The sequence below is a fragment of the Sphingopyxis sp. MWB1 genome (assembly GCF_000763945.1).
Taxonomy (GTDB): Bacteria; Pseudomonadota; Alphaproteobacteria; order Sphingomonadales; family Sphingomonadaceae; genus Sphingopyxis.
In genome coordinates, this window is record NZ_JQFJ01000002.1 from 581680 (window position 1) to 599757 (window position 18078).

Annotated in this window: 15 protein-coding genes and 1 tRNA gene; 11 read left to right on the forward strand and 5 right to left on the reverse strand. The window is 62.4% G+C overall.

Going from position 1 to position 18078, the window contains the following annotated elements; translation table 11 throughout:
• Positions 1 to 91: 91 nt before the first annotated feature.
• Positions 92 to 1501, reverse strand: a complete 1410-nt coding sequence (locus tag JV18_RS0103650) for a hypothetical protein (protein WP_033073451.1) — start codon at positions 1499 to 1501, stop codon at positions 92 to 94.
• Between the two features lie 70 nt (positions 1502 to 1571).
• Between JV18_RS0103650 and JV18_RS15565 the strand changes: the two genes are divergently transcribed.
• A complete protein-coding gene (locus JV18_RS15565; protein WP_144243854.1) occupies positions 1572 to 1805 on the forward strand; it encodes a hypothetical protein in 234 nt (77 codons plus the stop codon).
• Between the two features lie 556 nt (positions 1806 to 2361).
• Here the strand turns inward: JV18_RS15565 and JV18_RS0103655 are convergent.
• The 4 genes from JV18_RS0103655 to JV18_RS0103670 all read right to left on the reverse strand — a co-directional run bounded on the left by JV18_RS0103655 (position 2362) and on the right by JV18_RS0103670 (position 8624).
• A tRNA-Arg gene (locus JV18_RS0103655) sits at positions 2362 to 2438 on the reverse strand.
• A 55-nt stretch (positions 2439 to 2493) separates the two neighbouring features.
• A complete protein-coding gene (gene ppdK / locus JV18_RS0103660) occupies positions 2494 to 5151 on the reverse strand; it encodes a pyruvate, phosphate dikinase (RefSeq protein WP_033073452.1) in 2658 nt (885 codons plus the stop codon).
• A gap of 148 nt (positions 5152 to 5299) precedes the next feature.
• A complete protein-coding gene (gene glyS / locus JV18_RS0103665; protein ID WP_033073453.1) occupies positions 5300 to 7567 on the reverse strand; it encodes a glycine--tRNA ligase subunit beta in 2268 nt (755 codons plus the stop codon).
• Between the two features lie 133 nt (positions 7568 to 7700).
• Positions 7701 to 8624: a glycine--tRNA ligase subunit alpha gene (locus JV18_RS0103670; RefSeq protein ID WP_033073454.1), complete on the reverse strand. Its 924-nt coding sequence runs from the start codon at positions 8622 to 8624 to the stop codon at positions 7701 to 7703.
• A gap of 224 nt (positions 8625 to 8848) precedes the next feature.
• On the opposite strand from JV18_RS0103670, the gene JV18_RS0103675 reads away from it, so the two are divergent.
• From JV18_RS0103675 to ychF, 10 genes are all read left to right on the forward strand, one after another.
• On the forward strand, positions 8849 to 9061 hold the full coding sequence (locus JV18_RS0103675) for a helix-turn-helix transcriptional regulator (protein ID WP_033073455.1): 213 nt from the start codon (positions 8849 to 8851) through the stop codon (positions 9059 to 9061).
• The gene (locus tag JV18_RS0103680; protein ID WP_052071709.1) at positions 9054 to 9488 is read left to right on the forward strand and encodes a hypothetical protein; all 435 of its coding nucleotides are present in this window, start codon (positions 9054 to 9056) and stop codon (positions 9486 to 9488) included. Before JV18_RS0103675 ends, JV18_RS0103680 begins: the two co-directional genes overlap by 8 nt.
• A gap of 84 nt (positions 9489 to 9572) precedes the next feature.
• Positions 9573 to 10511 carry a TraB/GumN family protein gene (locus JV18_RS0103685; RefSeq protein ID WP_144243855.1) on the forward strand — a complete coding sequence of 313 codons (939 nt, stop codon included), beginning with the start codon at positions 9573 to 9575 and terminating at the stop codon, positions 10509 to 10511.
• The gene (locus JV18_RS0103690; protein ID WP_235302839.1) at positions 10508 to 11410 is read left to right on the forward strand and encodes a TraB/GumN family protein; all 903 of its coding nucleotides are present in this window, start codon (positions 10508 to 10510) and stop codon (positions 11408 to 11410) included. The genes JV18_RS0103685 and JV18_RS0103690 overlap by 4 nt, the downstream gene beginning before the upstream one ends.
• 575 nt (positions 11411 to 11985) lie before the next feature.
• Positions 11986 to 12636 carry a 50S ribosomal protein L25/general stress protein Ctc gene (locus JV18_RS0103695; protein WP_052071711.1) on the forward strand — a complete coding sequence of 217 codons (651 nt, stop codon included), beginning with the start codon at positions 11986 to 11988 and terminating at the stop codon, positions 12634 to 12636.
• Between the two features lie 70 nt (positions 12637 to 12706).
• Entirely contained in the window at positions 12707 to 13276 is a 570-nt protein-coding gene (gene pth / locus JV18_RS0103700; RefSeq protein WP_033073456.1) for an aminoacyl-tRNA hydrolase, read from the forward strand.
• Positions 13273 to 13686: a GNAT family acetyltransferase gene (locus JV18_RS0103705; RefSeq protein WP_033073457.1), complete on the forward strand. Its 414-nt coding sequence runs from the start codon at positions 13273 to 13275 to the stop codon at positions 13684 to 13686. Before pth ends, JV18_RS0103705 begins: the two co-directional genes overlap by 4 nt.
• Positions 13687 to 13832: 146 nt before the next feature.
• A complete protein-coding gene (locus JV18_RS0103710; RefSeq protein WP_033073458.1) occupies positions 13833 to 14843 on the forward strand; it encodes an SDR family oxidoreductase in 1011 nt (336 codons plus the stop codon).
• 159 nt (positions 14844 to 15002) lie between these two features.
• Positions 15003 to 16850 carry a PhoX family protein gene (locus JV18_RS0103715; protein WP_033073459.1) on the forward strand — a complete coding sequence of 616 codons (1848 nt, stop codon included), beginning with the start codon at positions 15003 to 15005 and terminating at the stop codon, positions 16848 to 16850.
• Between the two features lie 75 nt (positions 16851 to 16925).
• On the forward strand, positions 16926 to 18023 hold the full coding sequence (ychF, locus tag JV18_RS0103720) for a redox-regulated ATPase YchF (RefSeq protein ID WP_033073460.1): 1098 nt from the start codon (positions 16926 to 16928) through the stop codon (positions 18021 to 18023).
• Positions 18024 to 18078: the final 55 nt, after the last annotated feature.

Sequence of the window (18078 nt, forward strand, 5' to 3'; positions counted from 1 at the left end):
CGCCTGAACGCAAAATTGTCGCAAAATGTCGCGAAAAGAAGCGCACGTTCATGGGCGCGCAAGCTTTCTGGCGCCGTACGTCCAATACGCTCTATCCATTGCAGGGGATGTTTGACGCACTTCTAAGAACATCCGAACGGCGCAGCGCGGCGAGATCGTCCGAACCCTGATTTTCCCAAATCCATTCGCAGGATAGCCTGAGACAAAAGCGAGCCAGTCCCTCTGCCATGCTTCGGGTTCCCTGCCAATCGTGGCCGTGACAGTCAGTTGAGCCATGAATGGCGCGACTTCGTGCGTCGCTATAGATTTCCTTCACAACCTCCCGCATGGTGCGTCCGCCCATCGTCAACGGATCACTGGGAGCAATCGAGAGCCGTGCACTCACGAGTTCCTGTATGCCGCGCATTCCGCCGCCGCCCGCCAATGCGTCCAGAGAGGCTGCGTATTTGACTATGGCAAACAGCGGGGCTTCCTCACGGCAAGCCTCATGAAACCACCACAAGCTCATGAAGAGCGCATTATTGATGCACGGACGTGAGGAGGTTTTATTGGGCTGGACGTAAGCGCTAAGTGCATCTCCGATCGGTCCGATGAGCCAATCGAGCGATGGCCACCGCAAAAGCCACTCGTCAGTCACGAACTGACCACCGATATGCGACACTTGTGTAAAGAGGCCGGACACATGTGTTGGCGCGAAACTTATTGCACGCTTCTTGTAGATCGGGCCATCAACCAGAAGGCCCATCCGGTCCAGCGCTCTGGAGGGGGTTTCCCATGACAAGGCCAGCGCAGTAAGCGCGAGGCGGGCCGCCAGCGGAGCCTTGTGCTTGGCGACCTTTTGCGAGAGGCCCTTCGTTACAATTGAGCAGACGGTCGAACAGTCTTCGACGGTATCGATAACCATTCGTTCCTTCTCATAGTCGAGAGACGTGACGCGGCGGGACAACGAACCGCCATTCCACTTCTTGCGGATACGCTTTGCGGAAATTTGAGAGATGCGCCCGAGTTCGGTCTCCCGTGCGAGCCAATTCTCGCGCGCCTCGATACGCACCGGGCCAATAGTCAAATCATCGGTCCCGGGACCGGTGAGCGCCCAGCAACCGAAGACAAATTCCTCTTCATGCTTTCCCGGCGCCAATTCCTTTTCCAGATACTCCTGGACCGCCTCCATGGTCCGGTCATGGACCTCCTCATCTGGTCGATCGATATCGACCGTCGCAAAAGCGCCGCCAAAGGCGCGTCCGACAATATGACTAATTTGCTCATCGGTGTGCGACAGAGCCAGCGCAGGATCGTTGCTCCGAAGGATGGTCCCATATGCCCAGATGTCCTGAAGAGCTGCCTTCGTGACCGGTATAAAGCGGCCATTCCCGACCGGAAGCTGCGGCGGAAAACTCAGCGGTAGCGTATCGTCGCACCGCTCAGCGAACGGGGTCGGTTGCCGCTGCTCGTTGAGCATGTCGGCAACGATACGGCGGGAAAGCTCATTCTTCGTTGTCATGCGTGGCCTTCGATTGCCAAGAAACCAGAAGTGTAAGCACTACGTCCGGCTGCTGCCAAGCGAGGTTCGAGTGAACAATGAGGAATATGTCAAAAGCCGTATTGGCCCGAAGTCCGACCGGGGCGTCAGCATGACCACGCCCGCAGTTCTCTCTTTTGTTCGGAAATGGCGCACCCGGAGCCGCCACTTTGCTGGCAATCTGCCATTTTTCGCTGATTTTTGGATCGTGCCAAACTGGCACGATCTAATGGCAATTCAGATGGCCCGATTTGGCACGAAAGGTACGCTAACAGAAGTGAATTGAGGCGCGATCGTGCCAACGAGTTTTTGTCACGGCCTATCGGTTGGGATTATCCCTCTCCGAAAGATCTTCCAAATGCATTGCAACTCGTTCAATCAACTTGCGGCCTTTCGGCGTCAGCCGAAGGAAAAACACGCGATTGTCGCTAGGATTTACCTCCCTACGAAGGAGGCCCAGTCCATTAGGATAGGCTTTGCACTTCTCCAGCAAAACTCGATAGGTTGAGTGAAGTGAACGGTCCAAGGTCTCACCTATCTCATTTCTTATCTGGCTGTATGTGGGTTGATGCCCCTTCAAATCCGCTGACGCTGCCGCAACGAAGAAGACCAACTGTGACGCAGTCATTCGCTTGGGCATGTCCTCACTCAGCAAGATTATTGCTTTAGCGAATGCGTCGAGCGATTTGACGTGGGCGTAAAGTCTAAATGGCAAGGCCCAATTAACTCACGAAAGCAACGGCGCATGATCCGTCATACGGAACCTTCGCGCCACTAGAACTATTCGTGCCAAAACAACTTTTGGCACGATCCACGAATCCCGCAGAAGTCCTCGAAAGAAATGGCGCACCCGGAACGATTCGAACGTCCGACCCCCAGATTCGTAGTCTGGTGCTCTATCCAGCTGAGCTACGGGTGCGTGGAGCGGTGCGTTTAGGGGGTAGCGCGGAGTCGCGCAACCCCCTTCTGCACGATTATTTTCGCAAGGCTGCCTGCGCTGCCGCCAGGCGTGCGATGGGCACGCGATAGGGCGAGGCGCTGACATAATCGAGCCCGGTTTTCTCGCAGAAATTGATGCTGGGCGCATCACCGCCATGCTCGCCGCAAATGCCGAGCTTAAGCCCGGCGCGGGCGGTGCGGCCACGATCGGCGGCGATTTCGATAAGCTGCCCCACCCCTTCGACATCAAGGCTGACGAAGGGGTCGGTGACGAAGATCCCCTTGTCGACATATTGGGTGAGGAATCGGCCCGCATCGTCGCGGCTGACCCCCAGCGTCGTCTGGGTGAGGTCATTGGTGCCGAAGCTGAAAAATTCAGCCGACTGGGCAATCTCGCCCGCCATCAGTGCGGCGCGCGGCAATTCGATCATCGTGCCGACCAGATAGGCGATTTCGCGCCCCTTTTCGGCAAAGACCGCCTTTGCCGCCTTGTCGACCACCGCCTTCATCAGATCAAATTCGCGGCGTGTGGCGACGAGGGGGATCATCACTTCCGGGATAGGCGCCGCACCGGTTTCCGCGGCGACATCGCAGGCCGCCTCAAAAATGGCGCGCGCCTGCATCTCGTAGATTTCGGGATAGGTCACCCCGAGGCGGCAGCCGCGATGGCCGAGCATCGGATTGAATTCATGCAGTTCGTTCGCGCGCGCCTTGAGCGCTTCCACACCGACACCCGCGGCCTCAGCGACGACGGCAAAATCCTCTTCGCGGGTGGGGAGAAATTCGTGAAGCGGCGGATCGAGCAGGCGGATGGTGACGGGAAGCCCGGCCATCACGCCGAAGATAGCCGCGAAATCGCCCCGCTGTTCGGGAAGCAGCTTGGCAAGCGCGGTGCGGCGACCCTCTTCATTGTCGGCGAGAATCATCTCGCGAACGGCGGCGATGCGCGCTGCGTCGAAAAACATATGTTCGGTGCGGCAAAGGCCAATGCCTTCCGCTCCGAAATCGCGCGCGACCTGTGCGTCGGCCGGGGTTTCGGCGTTGGTGCGCACCTTCATGCGGCGGACCTTGTCGGCCCAGACCATGAGCGTACCGAAATCGCCGACCAGTTCAGGCTGAAGCGTGGGAACTTCGCCCGCCATGACTTCGCCAGTCGAGCCGTCGAGAGTGATCACCTCCCCTTCCCGAAGCTCGCGCCCGCCGACGCGCAGCACACGCGCCTGACCGTCGATGGCGATGCCGCCCGCGCCCGAGACGCAAGGACGCCCCATGCCGCGCGCAACGACGGCGGCATGGCTGGTCATCCCGCCGCGTGCGGTCAATATCCCCTTGGCGGCGTGCATGCCGTGAATATCTTCGGGTGAGGTTTCGACGCGGACGAGGATCACCGGCTCGCCGCGTCCCGCCAGTTTCTCTGCGCTGTCGGCGTCGAACATGATCTTGCCCGATGCGGCGCCGGGGCTGGCGGGCAGTCCCTTGGTCAGCACATCGCGCGGCGCGTCGGGGTCAAGCGTCGGGTGGAGCAGCTGGTCGAGCGCGCCGGGGTCGATGCGGCAAACCGCTTCCTCTTCGGAGATCAGCCCTTCGGAGGCCATGTCGACGGCGATTTTCAGCGCCGCCTTGGCGGTGCGCTTGCCCGACCGGGTTTGCAGCATCCACAAGGTGCCGCGTTCCACGGTGAACTCGATATCCTGCATGTCGCGATAATGATTTTCGAGCGTATCGAACACGCGGCCCAGCTCGGCAAAGGTTTCAGGCATCGCCTCTTCCATGCTGAGCGGCTTTGCCCCGGCCTTTTCGCGCGCGGCTTTGGTCAGATATTGCGGGGTGCGAATGCCGGCGACGACATCCTCGCCCTGCGCGTTGATCAGCCATTCGCCATACCAGGCGCGCTCGCCGGTCGCGGGATCGCGGGTGAAGGCAACGCCCGTGGCCGAGGTGTCGCCCATATTGCCGAACACCATCGCCTGCACATTGACCGCGGTGCCCCATTCGCCGGGGATCGAGTTGAGGCGGCGATAGACTTTCGCCCGGTCGCTTTCCCAGCTGGCAAAGACGGCGCCGATCGCGCCCCAAAGCTGATCCTTCGGCTCCTGCGGGAAGGGCGCGCCGGTTTCGCGCTCGACGATCGCCTGATATTCGGCGACCAGCTTTTGCCAATCCTCTGCCGTCATCTCGGTATCGAGATAAAAGCCCTTGTCCTCCTTGGCGATTTCGAGGGCTTCCTCAAATTCGGCATGGTCGAGACCCATGACGACATCGGCATACATCTGGATGAAGCGGCGATAGCTGTCCCAGGCAAAGCGCGGATCGCCCGACGCTTCGGCCAGCCCCGCGACGGTCGCGTCGTTGAGGCCGAGGTTGAGCACCGTGTCCATCATGCCCGGCATCGATACGCGCGCACCCGAGCGGACCGAGACGAGCAGCGGATTGGCGGCATCGCCAAAGCTTTTGCCCGTGATCGCCTCGATATGGGTGATGCCCGCCGCGACTTCGGCGGCCAGGGCGGCGGGATATTCCTCCCCATTGGCATAATAAGCGGTGCAGACTTCGGTGGTGATCGTAAAGCCGGGAGGAACCGGCAGGCCGATCGAGGCCATTTCGGCAAGGTTCGCGCCCTTGCCCCCCAGCAATTCCTTCGAACGTTCAGCCGTGGTGGCTGCGCCGCCGAACAAATGCACCAACTTCGTCATGTCTCGCTCCTGCTGCCCCGGGGAGGCGGGTTTGCGGGGAATAATAATCTTGCCCTTTTGGGTCGATTCACTTTTGCTTTAGCGCGCTCAGCCGCTTCTACCTGTGCCATACGAATGCCGCTGCCGATTTTCGCGGGCGCGCCATGGATCAGCCCTCAATCTTCGAGAAATCGGCGACGCTGTGCACCGCATCGGTGAAGCGGGCGAGCAGGCCAAGGCGGAAGGCGCGCACCGCTTCGTCGGGGTCATTGACCATCACCCCTTCGAAGAAAGCATCAATGGGCGCGCGCAAACTGGCGAGCGCGACCATGGCGTCGGTAAAGCGTTCGTCGGCAACGGCGGCGGAGGCGGCAGGCTCGGCGCTGTCGAGCGCGGCGAGAAGCGCGCGATCCTCATCCGTCGCCCCCGCGAAGGCGGGGGGCGTTGGCGTGGGTGCGCCGTCTCCAGCGGCCCCCGCCTTCGCGGGGGCGACGGACATGTCCGCCTGCTTCAGGATATTCGCCGCGCGCTTGTAGCCTGCGAGCAGGTTGGCGCCGTCGTCGGTGGTCATAAAGGCTTGCAGCGCCTTCACCCGGTCGAGCAGGCGGACGAGATCATCCTCTCCGCCGAGGGCGAATACCGCGTCGATCAGGTCGTGACGGACGCCCGCTTCGCGTTGCTGGACTTTGAGGCGGTCGGCGAAGAAGTCGAGCAAGCCGTCAACCACCATTGGCAACGTCTCAAGCGGATCAGGGAAACGCTCGTGCGGGATGTCCCAGCGATACTCCTGATGAATTTCCGAGCGTGTCCGAGACCAAAATTTTTGCCTCACAATGGCGTACATGTCCGAGGAACCGCCGCTCAACATGATCTGGCCAGCGATGATTGGCCACAAAGGCAATCTGATCTCGTTAGCCTCAATAATGCGCGAGACGGCGATCGCAGCACGACGGAGAGCAAACGGATCCTTTGACCCTGTCGGCAATTCGCCGATTTCAAAGAATTTTGAGACTGTATCCAGCTTATCCGCCAGCGCCACAGCCACCGTCACCGGCGCTGTCGGCACGTCATCGCCCTGCCCGACCGGCTTGTAATGGTCGCGGATTGCGTCGGCGACGGCGTCGGGCAAGCCTTCGGCGCGGGCGTAATAGCCGCCCATCAAACCCTGAAGCTCGGGGAATTCGCCGACCATTTCGGTGACGAGGTCGGCCTTGCACAGGCGTGCGGCCAGTTCGGCCTGGTCGGCCAGTTCTGCTTTCGTCAGCGTTGGCGCATTGTCGCCCTGGGTTCCCGCCTGCGCGGGAACACTCGAGGATTTGACGACGCCTTCTTCCACCAGCCAGCGCGCGAGTTTCGCTACGCGTTCGACCTTGTCGGCGACACTGCCGAGCTTTTCATGGAAAGTGATGTTCGCCAGTTTTTCGGCATGCTGCTCCAGCGTCTTTTTCTGGTCCTGTTCCCAGAAGAAGCGCGCGTCGGAGAGGCGGGCGGCGAGGACTTTTTCATTGCCCGCGACAATCGCCGCGCCGCCGTCGCTGGCGGCGATATTGGCGGTGCAGACAAAGGCGTTGGCGAGCTTGCCGTCGCTGTCCTCGACGACGAAATATTTCTGGTTCACCCGCGCGGTAAGCTGGATGACTTCGGGCGGAACCTCCAGAAAGGCCGGATCGAAGCGCCCCAGCAGCGGCACCGGCCATTCGGTGAGACCGGCGTTTTCGACGACCAGCCCTTCATCCTCCACCAGCGTCAGACCGGCAGCAGCGGCGGCCTTGGCAGCGCCGTCGCGGATGATCGCCGCGCGTTCCTGATGATCGACGATGACATGGCAGGCGCGCAACTTTTCGGCATAGTCGGCCGCCGAACCGATAGTGATGTCGCCGGGGCAATGGAAGCGGTGGCCGCGCGTTGCGGTGGCCGCGCGGATGCCGTCGATTTCGCATTCGACCAGTTCGTCGCCAAACAGCGCGACGATGCCCGAGAGCGGGCGCACCCAGCGCAGGCTTTCGCTGCTGTAGCTGTCGCGGCCCCAGCGCATCGACTTGGGCCAGGAAAAGCCGCGAATGATGGCGGGAATCGCCTCGGCGAGCACATCGCGCGTTGCCCGCCCTGCCCGTTCGATCAGCGCGAACCAGATGCCATCGCGGTCCTCCAGCTGATCCTGCGTCAGCCCGGTCTTGCGAAGAAAGCCTTCGAGCGCCTGTGGCGGGGCGCTGGTGCGCGGGCCTTTAAGTTCCTCGCGCACCGCCTCGGTCGCGTCCGGAAGATCGCGGGCGATGAGCGCCAGGCGGCGCGGGGTGGACCAGATGCGGAGGTCGCCAGTGGCGAGCCCCGCCGCCTTCATCTGGGCGCTGAACAGCTTTTCCAGCTCGGCGCGGGCGCCGGCCTGCATCCGCGCGGGGATTTCTTCACAGCGCAGTTCGAGGAGGAAATCGGTCACAGCAAATTCTCCGAACCCCGAACCCCGCTCGCATCGAGCGAAGTCGAGATGCCACAAAGGATTGCGCTATTCCGCCGGGTGTCTCGACTTCGCTCGACACGAACGGACTGAAAGGAAATCACGGAACGGGCCATCACAGCGTCCACCCCGGATATTTGGCGGACCAGCTATCGGACTGGCTGTCGATCCACGCCTTGCAGCTTCCCTTGGCGAGATCGCGGACGCGGGCCATGTAATTGGCGCGTTCCTGCACGCTGATCACGCCGCGCGCTTGCAGCAGGTTAAACAAATGGCTGGCCTCGATCGCCTGATCATAGGCGGCGAGCGGAACCCCCGCTTCGATCGCGCGCTGGCATTCGGCCTCGGCGGCCTTGAAGCCCGCGAACAGGCTGTCGGTGTCGGCGACTTCGAAATTCCATTTCGAGAATTGCTTTTCATTCTCCAGAAACACATCGCCATAGCTGACCCCGGGAACATCGCCGACGGGGTCGGAAAAGCGCAGGTCATAAACGTTGTCGACGCCCTGAATATACATGGCGAGGCGTTCGAGACCGTAGGTGAGTTCGCCCGCGACGGGCTTGCAGTCGAAACCGCCCATTTGCTGGAAATAGGTGAACTGGGTGACTTCCATCCCGTCGCACCACACTTCCCACCCCAGCCCCCAGGCGCCGAGCGTCGGGCTTTCCCAGTCATCCTCGACAAAGCGGATGTCGTGGAGCAGCGGGTCGATGCCGATGGCGGCGAGGCTACCGAGATATTGTTCCTGAAGATCGGCGGGCGACGGCTTTAATATGACCTGATACTGATAATAATGCTGAAGGCGATTGGGGTTTTCGCCATAGCGGCCATCGGTCGGGCGGCGACTGGGCTGGACATAGGCGACATTCCAAGGCTCCGGCCCCAGGCTGCGCAGGGTGGTCGCTGGGTGGAATGTCCCGGCGCCGACGCGCATGTCATAGGGCTGCAGGATCGCACAGCCGCGCGCACCCCAATAGGCGTGGAGCGTCAATATGATGTCCTGAAAGCTGAGGGGTTTCTTTTCCGCCGCGTCCGCCACGCTTTTTCGCCCTTTATTCGCAGGTGCAACAAGTGTCGCCGCCCTTGGCGCAGCGGGGGCGCAGGGTCAAGGGCGGGGAAGCTGCCGAAGTTTGCGAAAGTGCCACGCAAAACAACATGGCTGGGTATTTTCGAGGTTGACAAGGTCATTGATGCGCGACATTTAGTCAATAACACCTGACATTTTGTCAGGGAGAGGTGGCTGATGCCCGCGATTGGAGTCGGATGAAGAACCAGCTGAAAGTGCTGCGTGCGATGCGAAGCTGGAGCCAGGCCGAACTGGCCGAACGGCTGGATGTGTCGCGCCAGGCGGTGAATGCGATCGAGACGGGCAAATATGACCCGTCGCTCCCTCTCGCCTTCAAGCTGGCACGGCTGTTCGACATGCCGATCGAGGAGATTTTTGACGATGGCTTTACAGGAGAGGCCGATGACTGAGCCCCATGATCCCCACAGCTCCGGCTCGCACGCCGGCCAAGCCCGGCCCCGCTGGTCGGCGCGCAAGAAGCTTTACTGGACCAGCCTGATCGGGGCGGGCCTGTTGGGGGTCGTCATCGGCGTCGTCAACCCGAGGCCATATCTGGACGCCGGCGCCCTTACGCAATCGAGCGCAATCGCGCTGTCGGCGGCCTGGATTGTCGGGCTTTTGCTGGTCATGGTCCTGTATCACCGCGCGGTCGATGACCATGAAGAGCGCGCCATGCTGTGGGCCAATAGCGCAAGCTGGTATTTTCTGTTCCTGGCGGCGCCCGTCTGGTGGCTGCTCCACCGGGGCGGTCTGGTGCCGCCGATTGATCTGGTGGCGCTGTTCTTCGCATCCATCATCGTCAACGCCGCGGTCTGGGCGTGGCTGAAATTCCGGTAAAGCGGCGCTTCATCCCCCCTTCCCTATCTTTCCTTCCTGTCCGCGCCGTCACCGGTTCGGCTTATCCAAGAGAGGCAAATTCCCGTGAAAAAATTCGTTAAAGCCCTTGCCCTGAGCTGTGCAGTGGTTCCCCTCGCGCAAGCCGCGCTCTTTTTGGGCAATCCGGCCTTTGCCGCAGAAGCCGCGGCGCCTGTTGCCGCGGCGCCCGTCACCGAAGCCAAGCCTGCCTTGTGGGCGGTGAAGGATGCGGACACGACCATCTATCTGTTTGGTACCATCCATGTGCTGAAGCCCGGCCTTGGCTGGTTCGACGAAGCGGTGAAGGATGCGTTTGACAAGTCGGACGAGCTGGTGCTCGAACTGGTTCTGCCGGAAAATCCGGCTGAAGTGGCACAGAAGATGATGCCACTTGCCATCGACCAGACGGGGACGCCGCTGTCGTCGCTGCTGAGCGACGAGGAGCGCGCCGCCTATGCAGCGATGCTCGCCAAATTCGGTGTCGCGCCGCAGCAGTTCGACATGTTCAAGCCGTGGTTCGTCGGCGTGACGCTGACGACGATGCCGCTGCCCCAATTGGGATATAATCCCGAAGAAGGGGTCGAGAAAAAGCTGACGGCTTTTGCCAAGAGCGCGGGGAAGCCGGTGAGCGGGCTGGAAACGGTCGAGGAGCAGCTTGGCTATTTCGACAATCTGCCGCAGGCCGACCAGCTGAGCTTTTTGAACGGCGTGGTCCGCGATCTTGATAAAATGGGGCCGATGCTCGACACGCTGGTCACCCAGTGGAGCGCGGGCGATCCCGAAGGACTGGCCGAGACGATGAACGAAAGCATGAAGGAATCGCCGAAGCTGACCGAAATTTTGCTGTGGAACCGCAATCATCGCTGGGCCGAGCAGATTGAGGAAAAGCTGGAACAGCCCGGCACCTTCTTTGTCGCCGTGGGCGCGGGCCATCTGGCGGGCGAGAAGAGCGTGCAGGATTATCTGGCCGAACGCGGGCTGACCGCCGAGCGGATCGACTATTGATCCGCGGCGCTTCCGTTCGCACGCCGGGGCGAGCCGGGTGGCGCGGGGCGGCGATCGCTGCCCTGCTACTGCTCGCCGCCTGTAGCCCCGGCGCGCCGGAGCGCGATGCGCGGCCCGCCATGTGGCTGGCGTCAGATGACGACACGAAAATCTATATTTTGGGGACGATGCACGCCCTGCCCGCGCGCACCGACTGGGCGGGCGGCAAAGTTGCGGGGGCCATCGCCGAGGCCGACGAGCTGGTGATGGAATTATCGCCCGCCGAATTGGCGCGCGCGGGCGAAATCTTCGCCGAACTCGCCCCGCGCAGCGCGCCGCTGGCGATGGAAAAACGGCTGAGCCCGGAAGAGCTGGCCGATTATCGCGCGCTGGAGGAGGGGCCGCATCCCGAGGCGGATCGGCTCGACGATTGGGCGATATTGGTGCTGATGGGACAAAGCGCCGCCCAGCGCGCGGGGCTGAAAGCGGCTTATGGCGTCGAGACGGGGCTGCGCGAGCGCTTTTCCGCCGCGGGCAAGCCGATGACGGGGCTGGAGAGTGCGCGCGCGCAACTGATGATGTTTGAGAATTTGGACGCGCGCACCCAGCGTGCGCTGTTGAAGGCCGCCGTCGCTGATGCGGATGAAGCCGTTAGCGAGGTGGAGGCGCTGACCGACGCCTGGGCAAAGGGCGATGTCGCAAAGCTGGCGGCGATGATCAATGAGGATATCGACGCGGTGCCTGCGGCGCGTGCGGCGATCATCACCGAACGCAACCGCCGCTGGGCGGCATGGGCGCGGCAACGGATGGAGGTGCCCGGAACGCTGCTGCTCGCCGTAGGTGCCGGGCATCTGGTGGGCGATGACGGCCTGCCTGCGCTGTTGGAGGCGCAAGGGGTGAAGGTGGTGCGGGTGCAGTGATCGGGCGGCGGTTGACTTGGCGGGGTGTGGGCAGAAATCCGGAAATTTAGCGGGCGTTGGCCGTGGCCCGCTTGGCCATGTTTTTGGATTCGCACAAAGACACGAAGACACAAAGGGGGGCCGGGGTTTGAGGTTTTGCGCGCCCTCTTCTTTTGGTTGAAGCCGCCACGCCCTTGAAATGGTTTCGCGCAGAGGCGCGCGGGGGATTGTGGAGCGCGGAGCGCATTTACTCCCCCTCCTCTGCATCCTGATGCCAAGGTTTGGGGAGGAAGCCGCTTCGCGGCAGGGGACTCTTCTTTGTGGCTTTGTGCCTTTGTGCGAAATAATTGGCACGGCGATCCGGTATTCGCGTCGTCGGCGTCAGGAGGCGGGCTGGCGATTGCTTCGCCCGGCTTTGCCGGGCTCGCAATGACGGGGATGGGTGGCGTGTGACATATGGGCCGCGCGGACCGGATCGACGCGCGCGAGCGGCATTGCTTGCATTTGGCTGCATTCCCCGCTATGCGCCCGCGCTTCCGTCATGGTCATCCCTGGAGGCGTGGCGGAACTGTGTAACTGTTTCTCGGAGAAATAATATGAGCGATCAGCTGACGCTGACGGCCGAGACGCGCGAACGTGCTGGCAAGGGAGCCTCACGTGAACTGCGTCGTAATGGCCGCGTCCCCGCCGTTATCTATGGCGGCAAAGAAGAACCCCAGATGATCCACGTCGAAGAAAAGCTGCTGATGAAGCAGCTGATGACGGGTCATTTCATGAACTCGGTCGTGATGATCGAAGTGGGCGGCAAGAAGGTCCGCACCCTGCCCAAGGACGTCGCGTTTCACCCGGTCAAGGATCGTCCGCTTCACGCCGACTTCCTGCGCATCACCAAGGATGCCAAGGTGCAGGTCGCGGTTCCGGTCGTGTTCGAAAATGAAGAGCTGTCGCCCGGCCTGAAGCGCGGCGGCGTTCTGAACGTCGTGCGCCACGAGCTGGAACTGATCTGCGACGCGGACAAGATGCCCGACCAGATCGTTATCGATGCGGCCGGCTATGACGTCGGCGACTCGATCCACATCAGCAATGTCACCCTGCCCACCGGCAGCGAAAGCGCGATCACCGACCGCGACTTCACCATTGCGACGATCGTCGCCCCCTCGGCGCTGAAGTCGAGCGATGGCGACACGACCAAGGATGAGGGCGAAGCCGCCGAAGGCGAAGACGCCAAGGGCGAAGGCGAAGCCTGATCCCGATCAACGGATAGCCCCCTTCGCGCCCATGCGAAGGGGGTCGTCCCAACCCGGAAAAGGCAGGATCATGCAGCTCTGGGTCGGCCTCGGCAATCCCGGGCCCCAATATGCGATGCATCGCCACAATGTCGGCTTTATGGTCGCCGATGTCCTCGCCGATGTTCACGACTTTTCCCCGCCTGCGAAGAAATTTCAGGGCTGGGTGCAGGATGGCCGCATCGGATCCGAGCGCGTCCTGCTGCTCAAACCCGCGACATTTATGAATGAAAGCGGCCGCAGCGTGCGCGCCGCGATGGATTTTTACAAGCTGACGAGCCGCGACGTCACGGTATTTTACGACGAGCTGGATCTCGCCCCGACGAAGGTGAAGGTCAAACAGGGCGGCGGGGCGGCGGGCCATAATGGCATTCGCAGCATGATCGCGCATATCGGCGAGGATTTCCGCCGCGTCCGCATCGGCATCGGCCACCCCGGCAGCAAGGCGCGGGTGACAGGCCATGTGCTGGGCAATTATGCCAAGAGCGAGATGGAGCCGCTGGCCGACCTGCTGGGCGCGATTGCCGCCGAGGCAAGCTGGCTGGCCGACGGCGATGATGTGCGCTTTGTGAGCGACCTTGCACTGCGGTTGCAGGGGTGACGGCGATCCGCCCGGCGCGCGCGGCCGACCGCGATGCGGTGATTGCGCTGTGGCACGGCTGCGGGCTGACGCGACCCTGGAATGACCCGGTTGCCGATTTCGAGCGCGCGCTTGGCTATGCTGCCTCCACGATCTTTGTTGCCGAAAATGACGCGGTGATTGTCGGGACGGTGATGGCCGGCTTTGATGGGCATCGCGGCTGGATCTATTATCTGGCCACCGACCCCGCCCGCCGCGGACGTGGGCTGGGGCGACAGCTGCTCGATGCCGCGTGCGACTGGCTGCGCGGCGAGGGCTGCCCCAAGGTCGAGCTGATGGTGCGCGACGATAATGAGGCGGCGGATTTTTACGCGCATCTGGAGTGGGAAAAGCAGGCGGTTGCGGTGTTTGCGCGGCGGTTGCAGGGGTGAACCTCCCTCTGGCGACGCCTCAGCATTGAGGGCGGGTCATGGATTCCGGATCAAGTCCGGAATGACGATAAGAGAAGAGCGACAAGGGGGATTGGCGGCGGGCTTTTGTTGAGTCATGTTCCGGCCCCGAAAGGAGCCTTGCCATCATGACTGACTTTCCTGCCCCGAGCCGCCGTGACCTTTTGGCGGGAGCCGCCGCGCTGACCGCTGCTGCCCCATCCCTCCTCCGTGCCGCCGAGGCGACTGCGCCGCTCGGCGCCGATGCGCTGAAAGGGCGGACGGTGCTGATCACCGGCTGTTCGAGCGGGTTCGGGCGATTGGGCGCGCTCCACTATGCCCGGCTGGGCGCGAAGGTGATTGCGACGATGCGCAATATGCCGCGCGCCGAAGCGACGAGCCTGGCGGAAGAGGCCGCGAAGGAAAAGCTCGACCTGCAAATCGCCGAGATTGACGTGACCAGCGATGCCTCGGTTGAAAGCGGCACGGCGAAGGCGCTGGAACTGGCGGGCGGGCGGATCGACACGCTGGTCAATAACGCCGGGATCGGCATCACGGGGCCGGTCGAAGTGCAGGATATGGAAGCGACGCGCGCTATCTTTGAAACCAATATATTGGGTATCCAGCGGATGCTGCGCGCGCTGCTGCCGCAAATGCGCGAAGGCAAGGGCGGGCAGATTTTCAACATCTCCTCGCAGCTGGGCCGGGTGATTGCGCCCGGAAGCGGCCATTATTCGGCGACCAAATTCGCGGTCGAGGCCTTGTCCGAGCAAATGGCCTATGAACTGGTGCCGCATGGCATCGACGTGACGATCATCCAGCCCGGCGGCTATCCCACCAAGGTCTGGGTCAATCGCAATGTTTATACCGGCGCGCTGAAGGAACGGAGCGATCCCGCGCTGCTCGCGGCCTATGAGCCCTTTACCAAGGGCATGGGCACGGAAGATGGCAGTGGGCGGAGCGCCGACCCGATGGACGTGCCGCGCGCCATTGCCGAGATCATGGCGATGCCCGCCGGGCAGCGCCCGCTGCGCTGCGCGGTGCATCCGGGACCCAAGCCGCAGGAAGCGATCAACCGCGTGTCGGCGGAAGTGCAACTGGCCTGGCTGGGCAGTTCGCGGCTGGGGCCGCTGGTGAAGGCGGTGCATGGGGCGGGATAGGGCGCACGCCCCCGCTCCCTGCAACATATTCGTCATCGACAATCTTCATTCTGACGCCATAGCGCAACAGGCGTGACACCCTGCCCTGCGAAGGGGCTGGTCGACCGCATCGGACGATGATCCGGGCGGAGACCAACCCCAAAGGGAAAAGGGACCTGCATGTCACATCTGACCGACGAAGCGCGCGCGCCCTATCGCCGCGCCACCGACGACCTTAATGGACCGAACAGCCTGGAAGCGCTGGTCGGTGAAAATCCTTCGCGCCGGTCGATCCTGCGCAATGGGCTCTTCGGCCTGTCGGTCCTGCCCGCCGCCGCGCTCGCCGCCTGTTCGGACGATGATGGCGGCCCCGTCGTGACCGTTCCCCCGCCGACGCCGACCCCCACCCCGACCCCGACGCCCCCGCCGGTGAGCTATGCCATCGCTTTCACCCCCGTTGCCGCCAATCAGGCCGACCGCGTCACCGTGCCCGAAGGCTACACGGTCGATGTCCTGCTGAAAGCCGGCGATTCGATCGAAAGCGGCACGCCCTGGTCGGGCAGCTTTCCCACGGCCGATCAGGCCGAAAAATGGGCGGGCGGCAATCATGACGGGATGGAATATTTCCCCCTGCCCAACACCGATCCCAATGTCGGCGGCCTGCTCGCGATCAATTTCGAGTATCCCGATTTCAATATATTGATGAACGGCAGCTATAATGCCGCCACCGCGACCGCCGAGCAGAAGGCGCTCGCTCTCTCCGCCGTCGGCATCGGTGTCGTCGAAGTGGCCAAGGGCAGCGACGGCAAATGGGCGGTGAAAGCCGGTTCGAGCTATAACAAGCGCTATACGGGCAACAGCAGCTATCGCGCGGGCGGCCCCGCTGCAGGCCTGCTGTCGGGTTCGATCAAGGGGATGCTTAATAACTGCGCCAGCGGCCGCACCCCCTGGAACACTTATCTCACCTGCGAGGAAACGACCGACAATTACCTCGACCCGACGCAGCCCGAGCAAAATTACGGTTGGGTGGTCGAGATCGACCCGCTGCGCGAACTGGCGCCGCCGACCAAGCGCACTGCCATGGGGCGTTTCAGCCACGAAAATGTCGCCTACATGGCCAATTCCGACCGCCGCGTCGCCTTTTACATGGGCGATGACTCGACGCCGGGCTGTATCTATAAATTCGTGCCTGACCGGGCGTTCAGCACCTCGAACCGTGCGGCGAACACCGACCTGCTCGATTATGGCACGCTCTATGTGGCGCGCTTCAACGCCGATGGTACGGGGGAATGGCGCGCACTGGTCGTCGGGCAGAATGGCTTGACTGCAGGCGCGCAGGACCCCGGCAATGTCAGCCAGAGCACGACGCCCCCTGCGCCCACCACGGTCAATTTCAACAATCAGGCCGATGTGCTGATCAATTGCCAGTCGGCAGCGCGCGTCGCGGGCGGCACGGTGATGGATCGCCCCGAATGGCTGACCGTCGCACCCGACAATAGCGCTGTTTACTGCACGCTGACCAACAACAGCCGCCGTCAGGTCACCGACCCTGCCAACCCGCGCAAGACCAATTTGCACGGCCACATCGTCAAATTTGTCGAAGATGGCAATTCGCCGCTGGCCACCAAGTTCAAATGGGACATCTTCCTGCTGGGCGGAAGCCCCACCCTGGCCGAAGAGCATTTGAAGGGCGATATCAAGGGCGACCCCTTCTCCAGCCCCGATGGCCTGCGGATCGACCCGCAGGGCCGCCTGTGGGTGCAGACCGATGCGAGCACCAGCAGCTCCACCACATCGGTGTTCGGCAATAATTCCATGTATTATGTCGATCAGGTGACGAAGGAATCGAAACGCTTCCTCGTCGGCCCGGTGGGATGCGAAATCACCGGCCTTGCCTATACGCAGGATCTGAAGACCTTCTTCATCAATATCCAGCACCCCACGGGCGACTGGCCGGTTGCAGGGCAAAAGCCCCGCTCCTCCACCATCGTCGTCAGCCGCACCGACGGAAAGCCTGTCGGCGCCTGATAAGTCATCGCATCTGGAAAAGGCCCGCTCCTGCCGCTAAGGGGCGGGCCTGTTTCCAGATGATCGGATTTATTCATGGGTTTCAAATGCGGGATCGTCGGGCTGCCCAATGTCGGCAAGTCCACCCTGTTCAACGCGCTGACCGAGACGCAGGCAGCGCAGGCGGCCAATTATCCTTTTTGCACGATCGAGCCGAATGTCGGCAATGTCGCGGTTCCCGATGAACGGCTCGACAAGCTGGCGGCAATTGCGGGCAGCGCGAAGATCATTCCGACGCAGCTTGCCTTTGTCGATATTGCCGGGCTGGTGCGCGGCGCGTCGAAGGGCGAAGGGCTGGGCAACCAGTTCCTCGGCAATATCCGCGAGGTCGATGCCATCGTCCATGTGCTGCGCTGTTTCGAAGATGACGATATCCAGCATGTCGAAAACAAGGTCGATCCGGTAGCGGATGCCGAAACGGTCGAGACCGAATTGCTGCTCGCCGATCTGGAAAGCCTCGAAAAGCGGGTTCCGGCCTTTCAGAAGAAGGCGACCGGCGGCGACAAGGAAGCCAAGGTTGCAGCATCAGTGCTGGGACAGGCGCTGGAACTGCTGCGCAGCGGCAAGCCCGCGCGGCTGACCGAGCCCAAGGACGCCGAGGAAGAGCGGGTGCTGAAGCAGGCGCAATTGCTGACCAGCAAGCCCGTGCTTTATGTCTGCAATGTCGAGGAAGCCAATGCGGCGACCGGCAACGCGCATAGCGCCGCGGTCTTTGCCCGCGCCGAAGCGGAAGGCGCGCAGGCGGTGATCGTATCGGCGGCGATCGAGGCCGAGCTGGTCGGGATGGACAGCGAGGAACGGATGCTGTTCCTTGAAGAACTGGGGCTGAAAGAGACCGGCCTCGCCCGCGTGATCCGTGCGGGATATGAGCTGCTGCACCTGCTGACTTTCTTCACCGTCGGGCCGAAGGAAGCGCGCGCCTGGACCGTGCACAAGGGCGCGAGCGCGCCCGAAGCGGCGGGGGAAATCCACAGCGATTTCCAGAAAGGCTTTATCCGCGCCGAGACCATCGCCTTTGACGATTATGTCGCGCTGGGCGGCGAGGCCAAAGCCCGCGAAGCCGGCAAGCTGCGCGCCGAGGGCAAGGCCTATGTCGTGCAGGACGGCGATGTGATGCACTTCCTGCATAGCTGAGGGGGCGGGGGCACCTTTGGCAGGCCGCCCCCCTTCGTCATTCCGGACCTGATCC